The organism is Burkholderia sp. HAN2018, from assembly GCF_024704855.1.
Taxonomy (GTDB): Bacteria; Pseudomonadota; Gammaproteobacteria; order Burkholderiales; family Burkholderiaceae; genus Burkholderia; species Burkholderia cepacia.
The window spans coordinates 1-15,540 of record NZ_QOBB01000180.1; the positions used below are offsets into that span (position 1 = coordinate 1).

The 15,540-nt window shown below is 68.3% G+C and carries 16 protein-coding genes; 10 read left to right on the top strand and 6 right to left on the bottom strand.

The window, feature by feature from the left end; genetic code table 11:
* Window positions 1-82 precede the first annotated feature (82 nt).
* The 3 genes from DPV74_RS30975 to DPV74_RS30985 all read right to left on the bottom strand — a co-directional run bounded on the left by DPV74_RS30975 (window position 83) and on the right by DPV74_RS30985 (window position 2,531).
* The gene (locus DPV74_RS30975; RefSeq protein ID WP_119338567.1) at window positions 83-1,240 is read right to left on the bottom strand and encodes an iron-containing alcohol dehydrogenase; all 1,158 of its coding nucleotides are present in this window, start codon (window positions 1,238-1,240) and stop codon (window positions 83-85) included.
* Entirely contained in the window at window positions 1,240-1,572 is a 333-nt protein-coding gene (locus DPV74_RS30980) for a putative quinol monooxygenase (protein ID WP_027791193.1), read from the bottom strand. The genes DPV74_RS30975 and DPV74_RS30980 overlap by 1 nt, the downstream gene beginning before the upstream one ends.
* A 242-nt stretch (window positions 1,573-1,814) precedes the next feature.
* Window positions 1,815-2,531 carry an SDR family oxidoreductase gene (locus DPV74_RS30985; RefSeq protein WP_119338574.1) on the bottom strand — a complete coding sequence of 239 codons (717 nt, stop codon included), beginning with the start codon at window positions 2,529-2,531 and terminating at the stop codon, window positions 1,815-1,817.
* A 133-nt stretch (window positions 2,532-2,664) separates the two neighbouring features.
* On the opposite strand from DPV74_RS30985, the gene DPV74_RS30990 reads away from it, so the two are divergent.
* Window positions 2,665-3,651, top strand: a complete 987-nt coding sequence (locus DPV74_RS30990; RefSeq protein WP_119338568.1) for a LysR family transcriptional regulator — start codon at window positions 2,665-2,667, stop codon at window positions 3,649-3,651.
* 8 nt (window positions 3,652-3,659) lie between these two features.
* On the opposite strand, the gene DPV74_RS30995 is transcribed toward DPV74_RS30990, so the two are convergent.
* Window positions 3,660-4,397 (bottom strand): SDR family oxidoreductase, encoded by a 738-nt coding sequence (locus DPV74_RS30995; RefSeq protein WP_119338569.1) that lies wholly within the window; start codon window positions 4,395-4,397, stop codon window positions 3,660-3,662.
* Window positions 4,398-4,500: 103 nt separating this feature from the next.
* On the opposite strand from DPV74_RS30995, the gene DPV74_RS31000 reads away from it, so the two are divergent.
* The 3 genes from DPV74_RS31000 (at window position 4,501) to DPV74_RS31010 (ending at window position 7,878) form a co-directional block, all read left to right on the top strand.
* Window positions 4,501-5,457, top strand: coding sequence for a LysR family transcriptional regulator (locus DPV74_RS31000; protein WP_060173180.1), 957 nt, complete (start codon window positions 4,501-4,503; stop codon window positions 5,455-5,457).
* Window positions 5,458-5,608: 151 nt separating this feature from the next.
* The gene (locus tag DPV74_RS31005; protein WP_027791183.1) at window positions 5,609-6,997 is read left to right on the top strand and encodes a nucleobase:cation symporter-2 family protein; all 1,389 of its coding nucleotides are present in this window, start codon (window positions 5,609-5,611) and stop codon (window positions 6,995-6,997) included.
* 455 nt (window positions 6,998-7,452) lie between these two features.
* A complete protein-coding gene (locus tag DPV74_RS31010) occupies window positions 7,453-7,878 on the top strand; it encodes an NUDIX hydrolase (RefSeq protein ID WP_060085013.1) in 426 nt (141 codons plus the stop codon).
* Between the two features lie 76 nt (window positions 7,879-7,954).
* Here DPV74_RS31010 and DPV74_RS31015 read toward each other — a convergent pair whose 3' ends face one another.
* Complete coding sequence (locus tag DPV74_RS31015) at window positions 7,955-8,167, bottom strand: hypothetical protein (RefSeq protein WP_027791181.1); 213 nt, start codon at window positions 8,165-8,167, stop codon at window positions 7,955-7,957.
* Between the two features lie 313 nt (window positions 8,168-8,480).
* On the opposite strand from DPV74_RS31015, the gene DPV74_RS31020 reads away from it, so the two are divergent.
* The 6 genes from DPV74_RS31020 (at window position 8,481) to DPV74_RS31045 (ending at window position 13,971) form a co-directional block, all read left to right on the top strand.
* Window positions 8,481-9,437 (top strand): AraC family transcriptional regulator, encoded by a 957-nt coding sequence (locus DPV74_RS31020; protein WP_060173179.1) that lies wholly within the window; start codon window positions 8,481-8,483, stop codon window positions 9,435-9,437.
* A 91-nt stretch (window positions 9,438-9,528) separates the two neighbouring features.
* Window positions 9,529-10,095 (top strand): carboxymuconolactone decarboxylase family protein, encoded by a 567-nt coding sequence (locus DPV74_RS31025; protein ID WP_059694345.1) that lies wholly within the window; start codon window positions 9,529-9,531, stop codon window positions 10,093-10,095.
* Entirely contained in the window at window positions 10,092-11,171 is a 1,080-nt protein-coding gene (locus DPV74_RS31030; protein ID WP_119338570.1) for an acyl-CoA dehydrogenase family protein, read from the top strand. Before DPV74_RS31025 ends, DPV74_RS31030 begins: the two co-directional genes overlap by 4 nt.
* Window positions 11,168-11,932 carry an ABC transporter ATP-binding protein gene (locus DPV74_RS31035; RefSeq protein WP_119338571.1) on the top strand — a complete coding sequence of 255 codons (765 nt, stop codon included), beginning with the start codon at window positions 11,168-11,170 and terminating at the stop codon, window positions 11,930-11,932. Before DPV74_RS31030 ends, DPV74_RS31035 begins: the two co-directional genes overlap by 4 nt.
* A 28-nt stretch (window positions 11,933-11,960) precedes the next feature.
* Window positions 11,961-13,151 carry an ABC transporter substrate-binding protein gene (locus DPV74_RS31040; RefSeq protein ID WP_119338572.1) on the top strand — a complete coding sequence of 397 codons (1,191 nt, stop codon included), beginning with the start codon at window positions 11,961-11,963 and terminating at the stop codon, window positions 13,149-13,151.
* Entirely contained in the window at window positions 13,123-13,971 is an 849-nt protein-coding gene (locus tag DPV74_RS31045; RefSeq protein WP_119338573.1) for an ABC transporter permease, read from the top strand. The genes DPV74_RS31040 and DPV74_RS31045 overlap by 29 nt, the downstream gene beginning before the upstream one ends.
* 384 nt (window positions 13,972-14,355) lie before the next feature.
* On the opposite strand, the gene DPV74_RS31050 is transcribed toward DPV74_RS31045, so the two are convergent.
* Window positions 14,356-15,540: MmgE/PrpD family protein (locus tag DPV74_RS31050; protein ID WP_162923182.1), on the bottom strand; the 1,185-nt coding region annotated here is incomplete at its 5' end.

Here is a 15,540-nt window from a genome sequence, read left to right on the forward strand (position 1 = left end):
CGCGGCACGGCCCGCGCGGCGGGCGGCGCGCGCATCGCGACGTGAATGCATGGCGGGCGGCGCGACGCGCACGCCCGCCCCGTCACCACGCCTGCCGGTAAATCTCCAGCGCATCGGCCTCCGTCACCTCGCGCGGATTGTTCACCAGCAGGCGCGTCTGCAGCATCGCGTCCGACGCCATCCTCGGCAGGTCGCCCTCTCCGATACCGACCTCGCGCAGCGTGCGCGGAATGCCCGTCGCGGCGATCAGCCGGTCGATCTCGCCGATCAGCGCGTGCGTACGCGCTTCGTCGCTGCCCGTCGCCGACGGCGCGACGATCGCCGCGAGTTCCGCATACAGCGGTGCGGCGGCCGGCGCGTTGAAACGCAGCACGTGCGGCAGCACGAGCGCATTCGACAGCCCGTGCGGCACATGGAAGATCCCGCCGACCGGATAGGCCAGCGCATGCACGGCCGCGACCGGCGCATTCGCGAACGCCTGCCCCGCGAACATCGCGCCGACCAGCATCGCCTCGCGCGCGTGGCGGTCGTGGCCGTCGTCGCACGCCGCGAGCAGGTTGCGCGACAGCAGCGTCAGCGCGTGCACGGCGAGCATGTCAGATACCGGGTTCTTCAGCCGCGCGGACGTGTAGGCCTCGATCGCATGCACCATCGCGTCGATGCCCGTCGCGGCCGTCGCCGCGCGCGGCAGGCCGAGCGTCAGTTCGGCGTCGAGGATCGCGACGTCGGCGAACAGGTGCGGCGACACGACGCCCATCTTGCGCGCCTCGCCGACCGTGACGATCGACACGGCCGTCACTTCGGAGCCCGTGCCGGCCGTCGTCGGCATCTGCACGAGCGGCAGCCGCGCGCTCGTGACCTTGTCGACGCCGTACATGTCGGCCAGCGCCTGCTGCCCGGGCACGAGCACCGCGATCAGCTTCGCGACGTCCATCGACGATCCGCCGCCCAGGCCGAGCACGATCTCCGCATCGGCCGCGACGGCCCGCTCGGTCGCGTCGAGCACCACGTGCTCGGGCGGATCGGCGATCACGTCGTCGATCACGGTGACCTGCCAGCCGTGCGCGGCGAGGCTCTCCAGCGCCGGCGCGAGCACGCCGCTGCGATGCAGGAACGCATCGGTGACGACGCACAGCCGCACGAGCGCCGGAAAGCGTTCACGCAACAACGCGCCGAGCCGGCGCGCGGCGCCGAATTCGACGACCTGCGTCGGCACGGTGCGGAATTGAAACGGGTTCATCAGGCACCTCCCGGCGACGTCGCCGTGCCGGTGTCCGGCTGCACCATGAAGCGCAACACGTCGCGGCGATCGAGCAACGGAAAGATCGCGCCGACACCGATCCGCTGGAAATGCGGCGTATCCCGATGCACGTCGAGGCCGTCCGCATAGCGGTAGCGTTCGAGGATCACGATGTGGTCGGGGTTCTCCGCCGACCGGAAATACGCGTAGTCGAGGTTCTGCGGCTCGGTGCGCGTCGCCGGCGCGAGTTCCGCGAGCAGTTCGATCACGCGGTCGCCGTTGCCCGGTTTGGCGAAGAAATGCGCGATGACCTGAAGGTAGGGTTCGTTCATGTTGCGCTCCGTGTTCGACTGGGGGCCGTCACGACGGGGACGCACACGATGCGCGGCGAACCGGGGGATTCGAACGCGACGGCGCAACGCCGTGTCACTGGCTTGTCGTCGCATTGTATTGAATCCGCACGGTCTTCGCAGAGCCGGCATCGGGCCGCAAAAAGCCCGGCGAAACCCGTGCCCCGTTCACGGCACGGCGGATCGCAACGGGCCGCCACCCGCGCGCTGCATCGCCGCAACGATTACCACGGCACCGTCCGCCCCAGATAGTCGAGATACTCGAGCCCCGGGCGCGCTCGCTTGGCGACCAGCACGTCGACGAGGCTCGGCACGCTTTCCTCGATCGTCAGGCGCGCATCCGGCCCGCCCAGCTCCGTGCGGACCCAGCCGGGTGCCATCAGCACCATCGCACGCCGCGTATCGGCCTGGCGCGCCGCGAAGCTGCGCATGAACTGGTTCAGCGCGGCCTTGCTGCCGCGATAGACCTCGCGCATCCCGCTGACGTTGTTCGCGACGCTGCCCTGCCCCGACGACATCGCACCGATCAGGCCGCCCGCGGTCACGCGATCCTGCAGCGTCTCGATCACGCGCATCGGCGCCAACGCATTCGTGACCATCACGCGCACGAACTCGTCGGTCGTCACTTCGCCGATCGTTTCGGTCGGCTCGTTCGTCGTTCCCGCATTCACGAACAGCATGTCGAAGCGCCGGCCCGACAGCCGCTCGCGTAGCGCCGCCAGTTGCGCCGGCTCGCAGATGTCGAGCGTCTCGATGTCGAGCCGGCCGTCGAACCGGTCGGCGAGGTCGTGCAGCCGCGTGCGCCCCGCTCCTTCCCGCACGGTGCCCGTGACGCTCCAGCCCTTGCTCAGGAATTGCTCCGCCATCGCGAGCCCGAGGCCGCGCGAGGCCGCGACGAGCAGGATCGTCGGTGCGTTTTTACTCGATACAGTCGATTGCATGATGTCCACCTTTGCCGGGTTGCGTCATGCAGCCACTATAGGTGCGCATCCAGACAGGCGCCAGACGCACCCGACTCAAACCATAGTTGCATCAAACGCCATGTCACATCGTGCGGTGGCGTATCCTGTCGCCATGGAAGACATCGATCTGAACCTCGTCACCGCGCTCGACGTGCTGCTGTCGGAAGGCAGCGTCACCGGCGCCGCGCGCCGGCTCGGCCTGAGCACGTCCGCGATGAGCCGCACGCTCACGCGGCTGCGGGTGTCCACCGGCGATCAGCTGCTCGTGCGCGCCGGGCGCAAGCTCGTGCCGACGCCGCACGCAGCCGCGTTGCGCGACCGCGTGCACGCGATCGCAACCGATGCGCGCGCGGTGCTGCGGCCGGCGACGGCCGACGTGGATCTGGCGACGCACGCGTCCACGTTCACCATCCGCGCGGCCGCATCGTTCATGGAAATGCTGTCCGGCCCGGTGGTCGCCGCACTCGGCGAAATCGCGCCGCAGGTGCGCGTCCGCTTCGTCCCGAAGCCCGACCGCGATCCGCAAGCGCTGCGCGACGGCGCCGTCGATCTGGAAATCGGCAAACGCGGCGACGATGCCCCCGAACTGCACACACGCATGCTGTTCCACGACTGGCACGTCGCGGTGGCACGCGCCGGGCATCCGCTGTTCGCATCGGGCAGGATCACACCCGCGCGTTATGCGGCCTGCCGTCAGGTGATCGCGTCGCAGCTCGGCGATTTCGGCGGGCCGGCCGACGACCCGACTGACGGGGCTGGCCCGGGCGACGCCGTGCGCGTCGTCGTACCGGGCTACCCGGATGCGATGCGTGTCGCGGCCAGCACCGACCTGATCGCGCTCGTGCCGCGCTCGAGCCTCGGCAACGCATTCTCGCCGGGGCTCACGGACGCCCTCGGGCTGCGCAGCTTCGAGATCCCGGTGCGCCTGCCCGGGATCCTCGTTTCCGCGCTGTGGCATCCGCGCATGCACGGCGACCCCGTGCATCGCCGCCTGCGCGATGCGGTCATCGCCGTCTGCCAGCGCGCGTATCCGGATACCCGCACACCCCACACATCACGCCCGCCGGCGCGGCGCACCGGCCCGCGCGCCGCAGGCTGACACGCGGCTCAGACCAGCCGGCCGCCGCCGTCGATGTGCAGGATCTCGCCGTTCATGAAGCCGTTGCCCAGCAGGAACGCGATCGCCTCCCCCACTTCATCGGCGCGCCCGACCCGGCCGCCTGGCAAAACCGACGCCGCACCCGCGAGAATCGTGTCGCGCGCTTCCGCGCCGAACGCGTCGTACAGCGGCGTCTCGACGAATCCGGGCGCGACGACGTTCACGCGAATCGGCTTCAGTTCCAGCGCGAGCGACTGCGCCAGCGCCTCGACGCCGCGCACGGCGGCGGCTATGACGGACGTGCCGTGCGCGGACGGACGATCCGACAGTTGCCCGCCGGTCAGCACGATCGAGCCGGTCGCCGGCATCAGCGGCAACGCGGCCCGGATCGCGTAGACCGGCCCGGCGATACGTTCCTGCAGCGCGGCGAGCAGCTGATCGGGATCGGTCTCGTTCAGCTTGCCCGCAATGAACCGGCCGGCCGTGACGACCAGGTGATCGACGCGCGTGAGCGAGTCGAATACGGCCTGCACCGCCTGCCGGTCCGCGATGTCGGCCACCGCGATGCGCGCGCCGCCGATCGCTTGCGCGGCGGCCTCGAGCTTCGCGCGGGTCCGGCCGACCAACGTGACGCTCGCGCCTTTCGCCTTCGCGGCGGCCGCGGCCTCGAGACCGATTCCGGAGCTGCCGCCGAATACCACGACGTGCGCACCGTCCAGTGCCGAAGATTGCGTTGCCTCGTTCATGTCGACTCCTCGTCAGGGATTGAAGGTTCGCGAACGTTAGGTCATTCTCCATTGCGCAGGAACGTGGGAGACTTGAATAAGGTTCATTCCCCGAAGGAATAAGATGGAATCGCTGCGATCCATGCGCGTGTTCGTCCGCGCCATCGAGCTCGGCAATTTCTCGGCGGTCGCGCGCGAGGAAGGCACCGGCCAGCCGACGATCAGCAAGATCGTCGCCGCGTTCGAAAAGGAACTGGGCGTCCGCCTGCTCGAACGCTCGACCACGAGCCTCGCGCCCACCGACGAAGGCCGCCGGTTCTACGATCGCTGCAAGCGCGTGATCGACGAATACGCGAGCGCGGTGGCCGAGGTGCGCGGGCAAACGGTGCGGCCGGTCGGCAAGCTGGTCGTCAATGCGCCGATGGGGCTGGGCGAGCTGAGGCTGAACGCGCTCGTGCTCGAATTCCTCGCCGCATGGCCGGAGATCGAGGTCGAGCTGCAATTGACCGACCGTGTGATCGACCTGGTCGAAGAAGGCGTCGACGTCGCCATCCGCCTCGGCCATCTGCTGCCGCCGGATGCCGTGGCGCGCCCCATCGCGTCGTCGCCCCGCCTGCTGGTCGCCACGCCGAAGTACGTCGCGCAGGCACCGAGGCTCCGCCGGCCGGAAGACCTGGCGCGGCACGAGTACGTCGGCTACGCACGCGCGGACATCGGCAACGAACTGGCATTCGCCCGCGGCGACGAGCAGGTCGCCGTTCCGGTGCGCGGCCGGTATCGCGTGAACAGCTCGATGGCGCTGCGGGAATGCTTTCTCGCCGGGAACGCGGTGGGCAGCGGGCCGGCGTGGCTGGTTCAGGACCTGATCGACAGCGGGCAGCTCGTCCGGTTGCTGCCGAAGTGGGACATGGTGCCGCCGCATGCGCTGCACCTCGTGTATGCGTCGCGCCGGTATCTGCCGCTCAGGACCCGGACGTTCCTGCAGTTCATGGAGCAGCGGATTCCTGGGCTGCCCGGGTTCCATGCGACGACCGCCGCGACCGCCAACCCGGCCGCGCGCGCATCGCGGCAGCCCCGCTGACCGGCGGGCGTCGCGGTCACGGCCGGCCGGGCGCCGATCCGCCACCGTTTTCCCGATCCGCCGAATTCCCGCTATTGCGGCGCCCCCCGGCGGCGGCGGCAGGCCGTTCGGCTAAAATGCCGCACTTTCCACCTTGTCCGGCCCGCTCGCCATGCAACCCGCCTCCTCCGCCCAACCCGCCGCCCATGGCGCCGACGCCGCAGATGCGGCCCGCGACCTCGTCTACGGCCCGAACGACCGGCCGGCGCCGATGGTCGCCTTCGTCGCAGCGCTGCAGCACCTGCTGGCGATCATCGTGCCGATCGTCACGCCCGGCCTGCTGATCTGCCAGGCGCTCGGCGTGTCCAGCCGCGATACGACCCTCATCGTGTCGATGTCGCTGGTGATTTCCGGCATCGCCACCTTCGTCCAGTGCAAGCGCTTCGGCCCGCTGGGCGCCGGCCTGCTGATCGTCCAGGGCACCAGCTTCAACTTCGTCGGCCCGCTGATCGCCGGCGGCAGCCTGATGGTCAAGCAAGGCACGCCGGTCGAAACCGTGATGGCCGCGATCTTCGGCGTCGTGATTGCGGGGTCGTTCGTCGAAATGGGCGTGTCGCGCATCCTGCCGTTCGTGAAGCGCCTGATCACGCCGCTCGTCACCGGCATCGTCGTGCTGCTGATCGGCCTCACGCTGATCAAGGTCGGCCTCATCAGCATGGGCGGGGGCTTCGGCGCGATGGCCAACGGCACCTTCGCGAGCGCGGAGAACCTGACGCTCTCGGGCCTCGTGCTCGGCACGATCATCCTGCTGAACCGCGTGCCGATCGTGTGGGTGCGCAGCACCGCGCTGGTCATCGCGCTCGTCATCGGTTATCTCGCGGCCGCGTTCCTCGGCCGCCTCGACTTCACCGGCATGCACCAGGCCGCGCTGTTCCAGGTCCCGACGCCGCTGCACTTCGGCATCGGCTTCTCGTGGTCGCTGTTCGTGCCGATGCTGATCATCTACCTCGTCACGTCGCTCGAAGCGATCGGCGACGTCACGGCCACCAGCAAGATCTCGAACGAGCCGGTCGAAGGCCCGGTGTGGATGCAGCGGATCAAGGGCGGCGTACTCGTCAACGGCGCGAACTCGCTGCTGGCCGGTGTGTTCAACACGTTCCCGAGCTCGGTGTTCGCGCAGAACAACGGCGTGATCCAGATCACCGGCGTCGCTAGCCGCCACGTCGGCATCTGGATCGCGGGGATGCTCGTGGTGCTCGGCCTGTTCCCGGTCGTCGCCGGCGTGCTGCAGGCCGTGCCGGAACCCGTGCTCGGCGGCGCGGCGATGGTGATGTTCGGCGCGGTGGCCGCATCGGGCATCAACATCCTCGCGGGCGTCCAGCTCGATCGCCGCGCGCTGCTGATCATCGCGGTGTCGCTCGCGCTCGGCCTCGGCGTGTCGCAGGTGCCGGACATCCTCAACAGCCTGCCGCACGCACTGAAGAACGTGCTGGAATCGGGCGTGGCGACGGGCGGCATCTGCGCGCTCGTGATGAACTGGTTCCTGCCGGAAAAGAAGTAAGCGGATGATCCGCACGACGCGCGGTGCGCCAGACGGGCCGCACCGCGCGTCGTACCGGCCGGCGCCCGCGGCTCTCGTTGCGGGCAACGCGATCGGCGTATCGCCAACCGGCCGATTCCGCTCGCACCACCCGTTGCCCTGATTCCACGCGGCGCCGCGTCACGCCTGGAACCGCCCGTCCGCTATCGCCGGCATCACCGGTTCCCGTACGAACGCGGCATCGGACAATTGCAGCAGCGTACGCACGACAGCCACCACGTCGTGAACCGGCACCAGCCCGCCATCGCAAGGGCGTCCGTCGCGGCACAAGCCACACGTCACACGCCACGAGACGCGCACGCCGAACTACGCTTTCGACGTGCCCCGGGGTTATCGACCCCGTGTCGGCGGCGATCAAAGGTCAAACCCGGTCATGCCGCCTTGGCCGATCGATTTGTGCTGGTTAGAATCACGACATGCCCCGAGTTCCCGCCCCCAACAACACCCCCGAGACGCCCGCCGTCCCCGTCAAGGAACGCGCGACTGTCGTCTGCTACCGCGGTGAACGAGTCCTGCTCGTCGCCCGCGCGGCGTCGCGCTGGGCCCTTCCCGGCGGCACGATCAAGCGCGGGGAATCGCCGCTCGAAGCCGCGCATCGCGAGTTGTCCGAAGAAACCGGCATAACCGGCCAGACGCTCGTCTATTCGATGCAGTTCACCGGGCTCGCAAAGATCCATCACGTGTTCTTCGCGGAAGTCGGCCCGGACCAGACGCCGCAAGCGAACAACGAGATCGAGAAATGCAAGTGGTTTCCGATCGACGGCGTCGACGGATTGCGCGCAAGCATTCCGACGAAGCGAATCGTCGAACTCGTCCATCAACACGAAATCCGCAAGGCGTAGCGCGCGACGGACGAGCGCATGCCCCGGCCGGCGGCCGGCTCGCGTCGCTGTTCGTGAACCCGCGACGCGCGACCGCTCAGTGCATGCGCTTCCTGCGCAATTCGCGCGTGGAATAGACGACGAGGAAGATGCCCAGCATCGCGGCACCGGACGCCATGAAGTCGTTTGCACTACCCGAACCGTGCAGGGACGTCGGGAATATGCCGAGACTCAATCCTGCGGCCGCGAGAAGCAATCCTGCAGCCACGCCCCAGATCGGCCCGGCGGTCTTGTCGATGTTATTTTTCATGCAGCACCCGTCTACAGTCATTACCTGAACGGTATCGGCAAAGCACGCCGCGTCTACCTTCAGTGATTCCACTATAGCCCGGAAAAAAATCATTGAAGCTTTAGTGCTTCTACCGATCAAGTTTTATCGATCGCGGCCGCCCGGGCGGGCCGATCGGCAATCCGGCTCGGCCGGGCCGACGCCGGCCACCGAAGAACGCATATGCCGCACGCCCATATGCATTCCACGATCGCTTGTTTTACCGCGCAACGTCGCGGCGCTAAGCTCGGAACCCGCCGTCGACTTCCCAATGGCTTTCCCGCCTTCGCCCACCATGCCGAACTCCGCCGAACAGGCCGCCGACTGGCTGCTCTCCGGACTCGAACTGCGCAGCACGCTGTTTCACGTGGGCCGGTATTGCGGCGTCTATCGCGCATCGACGGCCGGCCATCAGCGCGCGAGCTTCCACCTCGTGCTCGAAGGCGCATGCTGGTTGCACCTGCCCGCCCGGAACGGCCGTGCCGCGCAAAGCACGCGCCTCGTCGCCGGCGACGCGGTGTTCCTGATGCACGACATGACGCATTGCCTGACGCCCGACGCGGTTGCGCCGTCCGACGACGAATACACGGTACGGATCGGCACGATGACGCCGCTTGCCGAGCCTGCGTCGTCACCGGGCGACGTCGCGCTGGCATGCGGTTTCTTCGAGTTTCGTTCCGATCTTGGCGACGCGATCGCGGGCCTGATGCCCGATCACCTCCTGGCGCGCCACGACGACGCGAAGCTGGCGGGCGCGCGCACGCTGTTCGACCTGATCCGCACCGAAGCGGCGCGTGCCCAGGATGCACCGTCGCCGCTCGTCAATCGTCTGACGGATGCGCTGTTCTTCTATGCACTGCGTGCCGTCGCGAGCAGCGACGATTTTGCGCCGGGCCTGTGGTCGGTCATGCGGCGCGCCGAATTTACGCCGCTCGTCGGCGCGATCATCGAGAAACCCGGCGACGACTGGACCACGCACACGATGGCCGCGTTTTGCCACATGTCCCGCGCGCGCTTCTGCAAGCAGTTCGCGCAGGCATGCGGACAGCCGCCTGCGCAGTTCCTTGCGCTGCTGCGCATGAAGGTCGCGGCCGAGATGCTGCGGCAGGGGGCATCCACGCTCAGCACGGCCGAGCATGTCGGCTATCAGTCGGAATCCGCCTTTGCGCAGGCATTCAAGCGCGTCACCGGCCTGCCGCCCGGCACCTGCCGCCGCGCCCCGGAGCGCACCGGCGCGACACCCGTGCATTGACGCAAGACAAACGCGCATGAAACAGAGACGGCCGCGCATTGCCGGCTCGACCGGCGCCGCCAACAATGACGGCTTTCCGATCGAGGATGCCATGAGCCGCCTGCCCCTCCAAACCGTCGAAAGCGCGCCCGAAGCCAGCCGCCCGTTTCTCCAGAAGTCGCAAGCCGCCAACGGCTTCCTGCCGAATCTCGTAGCCTCACTCGCCAATGCACCGGTTGCGCTCGAAACGTACCTGACCGTCGGTGAAATCAATTCACGCAGCGGCCTCACGCTGGCCGAGCGCGAAATCGTGCAGATCACCGCCGCCGCCGTTCATGGCTGCGGTTTCTGCGTGGCCGGCCATACGGCCGTCGCGCTGAAGAAGGCGCAATTGCCCGCCGCGCTCGTCGACGAGGTCCGCGCCCAGCGCCCGCTGTCCGACGCGCGCCTCGATGCGGTCGCCACGTTCACACGCGACGTGATCGCGACGCGCGGCGCCGTGTCCGACGAAGCGCTCGCCGCGTTCAAGGCGGCCGGCTACAGCGATGCCGGCGCGCTTGAAGTGGTACTCGGCGTGAGCCTCGCGACGCTTTGCAACTTCGCGAACAACCTGGCGCGCAACGAACTGAATCCGCAGCTCGAAGCGTATCGCTGGGAGCCGACGGCGCGCGCAGCATGACCGCGCCGGCGAGCTCCGATGCGTTCGACGCATGGCTCGAAGCAAATGCCGACGCGCTCGACGTCGACCCGTCGCGGGCGGCGGACATCCTGCCGCAGCTGGTGCGCTCGCGCACCGTCGCCGTCGGTGTGCCGGAGGTCATGGGCGGCACGGGCGGCACGATCGCGGACGCGATCGACACGGTGGCCGGCGTCGCGCAACGCTCATTGACGGCCGCATTCGTGCTGTGGGGGCATCGCACCTTCATCGAATACGTACTGCAGAGCGACAACGACGCGCTCCGTGCGCGCTGGCTGACGCCGCTGCTCGACGGCGAAGTGGCGGGCGCCACCGGTCTTTCGAACGCGATGAAGTATCTGTCCGACATCGAGCCGCTGCAGATGCATGCGGCCCGCAGCGGCAACGCGTTCGTGCTGAACGGCAGCCTGCCGTGGATCACGAACCTGCGGCGCGAAGGCTTCATCGCCGCCGCCGCGTTCGATCACGACGACGGCACGCCGCCGTCCGTCTTCGCGATTCCGCACGACGCGCGGGGCGTCGAGCGCAGCGACGATCTCGACCTGATCGGCCTGCGCGCGAGCAATACGGCCGCGCTGCGCGTGAGCGATACCGTCCTCGACGAATCGTACCGCCTCGCGGCCGACGCACCGACCTGGCTCGCGCGCGTGCGCCCGGCGTTTCTCGGCTTGCAATGCGGGATGTCGATCGGGCTGGCGCGGCGCGCGTTGCTCGCCACGCTGGATGCCAGCGAGCCGTCGCGCGCGTCGATCGGCGAGGAAATTCGCGAACTCGAAACGACGCTCGCCGATCAGGCCGCGCAGTTGAAGCGCGGTGTGCTCGACGGCACCTTCCTCCACGCGCCCGCGACGATGTTCGAACTGCGCATCGCGCTCGTCGAGACCGTCTCGCAGGCGGTCTCGCTCGAAGTGCAAGCGACCGGAGGGCGCGGCTATCTGCGCGGCCAGAGCGGCAGCGCGCGGCGCGTGCGCGAAGCGTCGTTCATCCCGATCGTGACGCCGAGCCTCGTGCAGTTGAAATCGCAGCTCGCGCGGCATCGACGGGCGGCGGCAGCATGACGCAAGGCGCGCACATCGTCGCGAACGGCGTCACGTTGCGGTACGGATCGCGCAGCGTGCTGAACGGCGTCGACCTGTCGGTTGCGCCCGGCGAACTCGTTGCGCTGCTCGGGCCGAGCGGTTGCGGGAAGTCGTCGCTGCTGCGGGCCATCGCCGGCCTGACGAGAACCGCATCCGGCACGATTCGCGTCGATGGCGAGCCCGTCGACGGCCCGCGCCCGGAGGTCGCCCTCGCGTTTCAGGACCCGTGCCTGCTGCCGTGGCTCACGGTCGAGCGGAACGTGGGGTTCGGGCTGACCTTCGCGCGTCAACCGCGCCTGACACGTGCAGACCGCAAGGAACGCGTGACGAACGCATTGGCCGCCGTCGGGCTCGACCATGCACGGCACGCGCTGCCTTCGCAGTTGTCGGGCGGCATGGCACAGCGCGCGGCGCTGGCGCGCTGCCTGGCGCGGGCGCCGCGCGCGCTGCTGCTCGACGAACCGTTCGGCGCGCTCGACGAAGTGACCCGCGCCGACATGCAGCAGCTCCTGATTGCCGCGGTGCGCAACACCGGCGCGTCTGCGCTTCTCGTCACGCACGATATCGACGAAGCGCTGCTCGTCGCCGATCGGATCGTGCTGCTCGGCAAGCGCGGCACGCTGGTCGGACGCTGGACCGTTGAACTGCCGCAGCCGCGGCACACGCAAGTGCGCTCGCTCGGCGAGCTGCGCATCTCCATTCTCCAGGCGCTGCAGAACTCGATTTCGGCAGCCGCCTGAATCCGGCCGATACCCGCGGGGAATCCTCATGTGCAACGTACCGATGTCACGACGCGAATGGCTGAAGCTCGCGTCGCTCTTTACCGTCGCGGGCGCGGCGCCGCTGCTGAAAGCATCCGACGCGCGCGCGGCAGCCGATCCGAATGCGCCCGTGCGCATCGGCTACCTGCCGATCACCGATGCGGCGCCGCTGCTCGTCGCACACAACAACGGCTACTTCGACGCGGCCGGCATCCAGGCGGAGAAGCCGACGCTGCTGCGAAGCTGGGCGCAGCTGGTCGAGGCGTTTCTGTCGGGACAGGTCAACGTCGTGCATCTGCTGTCGCCGATGACCGTGTGGGCGCGCTATGGCAGCAAGGCGCCCGCGAAGGTCGTCGCATGGAATCACGTGAACGGCTCTGCGCTGACGGTTGCGCCCGACATCAACACCGTGGCGGACCTCGCTGGCAAGACGGTTGCGGTGCCGTTCTGGTATTCGGTGCATAACGTCGTGCTGCAGGACCTGCTGCGCGCGCAGGGTCTCGCGCCCGTGCTCAAGCAGTCGGGGCAGCCGGGGCCGAAGGAAGTCAACCTGGTCGTGATGGCACCGTCCGACATGCCGCCCGCGCTGGCGTCGAAAAAGATCGCCGGATATATCGTCGCCGAGCCGTTCAACGCGGCCGCCGAGCAGTTGAACGTCGGCAAGATTCTCCGCTTCACCGGCGACGTGTGGCGCAACCACGCGTGCTGCGTGATCTTCATGCACGAGCAGGACCTGACGCAACGCGCGGCGTGGTCGCAGAAGGTCGTCGATGCGATCGTCAACGCCCAGCTGTGGACGCGCGCCCATCCGCAAGAGGCGGCCAGGCTGCTGTCGAAGGAAGGCCCGAACCGCTACACGCCGCATCCTTCGCAACTGCTCGCACGCGTGCTCGCGCCGCAAGCAGCCGATCAGGGGCGCTATCTCGGCGATCGCGCGATCCAGCACGCGAACTGGGGCGTGAAACGCATCGACTTCCAGCCGTATCCGTATCCGAGCTATACGGAAGAACTCGTGCGCCGGTTGAAGACGACCCAGGTGGAAGGCGCGAGCCAGTTCCTCGCGTCGCTCGACCCGAAACGGGTCGCCGGCGATCTGGTCGACGACCGGTTCGTGAAAAAGAGCATCGAAGCGCTGGGCGGCTTGTCGGCGTTCGGTCAGGATGGCGGCTATGCACGCAAGGAGACGATCGTTGTCTAGCGTGCTCGTTCGGGAAACGTCGGCGGCGGCGCGGCGTCCGGTGCCCGCATCCGCGCATTGGCGCAGCATCGTGCTGGGCGGTGCGGGACTGGCGGCCGCCCTGGCGCTGTGGTGGCTCGCCGTCACGCTGCTCGCGGGCCACAACGCGATGGCCGCGCAGTTCGCGCCGCAGCGTGCGTTCGAAGCGCTGCCGTCGCTCGTCACCGAGGACCAGCTGTTCGTGCATGCGGCGACCAGCCTCAGGCGCATCGCCGTCGGGCTGGCGTGGGCGCTCGTGGTCGGCGTGCCGTTGGGATTCGCGATCGGCCGTCTGCGCTGGCTCGAACGGACGCTGTCGCCGACGCTGCAGTTTCTTCGCATGATCTCGCCGCTTTCGTGGATGCCGCTTGCGGTGATGTCGCTCGGCGTCGGCGATCGAGCGGTGTATTTCCTGCTCGCTTTCGCCGCGGTGTGGCCGCTGGTGATGAGCACCGCATCGGGTGTCGCGCATCTCGACCGGCGCTGGGTCCAGCTTGGCGAAAGCCTTGCCGCCACACGCGCGGAAATGCTCTGGCACGTCTACGTGCCGGGCATCGCCGCGCACGTGCTCACCGGCGTGCGCCTCGCGATCGGCATCTTGTGGATCGTGCTGGTCCCGGCGGAAATGCTCGGCGTGAGCGCGGGGCTCGGCTACCTGATTCTCGACACGCGCGACCGGCTCGCGTATTCGGAGCTGACGGCCGTGATCCTCGTGATCGGCGTGCTCGGTTTCCTGCTCGATCTGGCCGCGCGTGCGGTCGCGGCCCGGCTGTCGAGCGATATGCCGGGGGGTGATCGGTAGATCCGGTGAGTCGGGGATGCGTTGAATGGCGGAAGGCAGCAGACTGCAACCATCACCCGCGGAGACGCGCCAGGTAAGACTCCCGCAGTTATAGATGGCCTCCTACCCACAATGCTACCCACATTTGGCTCAGCGGCAATCTAATCTCGGTCGCAATGCCCTATGGCACATGGACGGCGAGCAGCTTCTCGCCCAAATGCCCCAAAAGTTGCCCTTACGGGCTCGGTTACGTTCGGGATGCTCGCGACAAGCCGCCAAGATGCAGGCATGCGGTCCGACGAGAGATTCCATTACGTCAACTTTAATCAGTGCTCCTGCATTCATGATCTCAGCGGCGACACCCGCACCATTCAATACCTTTTCGCCCCCGCCTCGACTCCCACATCACCCCGCAAGCAGCGCATTCAACACACGCGCATCAGTTTCCCGCTCCAGCGCCAGGCACCTATCGCTCAACGCATCGACCCGCGCGCGCTCGAGCGTCATACCCGCCAGCGCACGAAACTTCGCCAACAGCGCCGCATCGGACAGCGGATTGCGCGGGTCGCCGAGCGCGATCCGTACGTGACGCGATTCCCACCGTCCGTCCGCGCGATACAGGATCACCGTCGGCTCGTCGAGATCGCGTAACGCCGGATCGATCTCGATCGCGATGCGCGCGAGCAGCGCCGTGATGCGCGAATCTGTGCGCCTGTCATCGCGATAAACACCGATCCCCGTGTCGCCGTACGCAAATGCCGCCGCAACCGCGTACGGCAGGCTCATCTGCGCAGACGACAGCGTCGACAGGTCGCGGCCACCGCACATCCGGACAACGAAGGCACTCGCCCGCACAATCACCCGTTCGATTTCATCGGCCTCGAACGTGCGGCCGCCCGCAAGCTGCAGCGCCGCGTCGACTGCAGCATGCGCGCTGCGGCACGACGCGTGCGGCTTGATCGAGCAACGCATCACCTTCCAATGTGCACCGAGGCCGTCGGTCAATGCGTCGGGTGCATGCGATTGAGCGGCGAACGTGTTGAAGAAACCGCCCCACACGTCGTCGAATACCCTTGCAGGGCCGCTCACGCCTTCGCGTGCGAGCAGCGCTGCGAGCACGCCGCCTTCCGCCGCACGTCCGGCATGCAGCCGCTTCGTCTGCGATCCATCGTGGATGAAACCCCACAGGCCGCCGGAGAAACTCGCTGCATGGCCGAGCGCGTCGCGCGTGCGCGCGGCGTCGAGTCCGAGCACGCGTGCGCTTGCCGCTGCCGCGCCGAACACGCCGCAACTGAGCGTCGAGTGCCAGCCCGCACCGTTGTGGGCCGAGTAACCGCCGGCTGCTTCCAGCACGCGCCGGCCGACGTCGTAGCCGAGTGCGATCGCCGCCACGCACTCCCGACCTGTCACTGGACGGTCCGTGCATGACAGCGCGGCGAGCACGGCCGGCAGCACGACCGCGCCCGAATGATCGCAGCCACCGGCATCGTCGAGCTCGAGCGCGTGCGCGGCGATCCCGTTGACGAACGCGGCGTCGCGCGCCCCTGCCCTGCGCGGCGTGCCCCACAGCGACGCGCCGCCGCGCGCGAC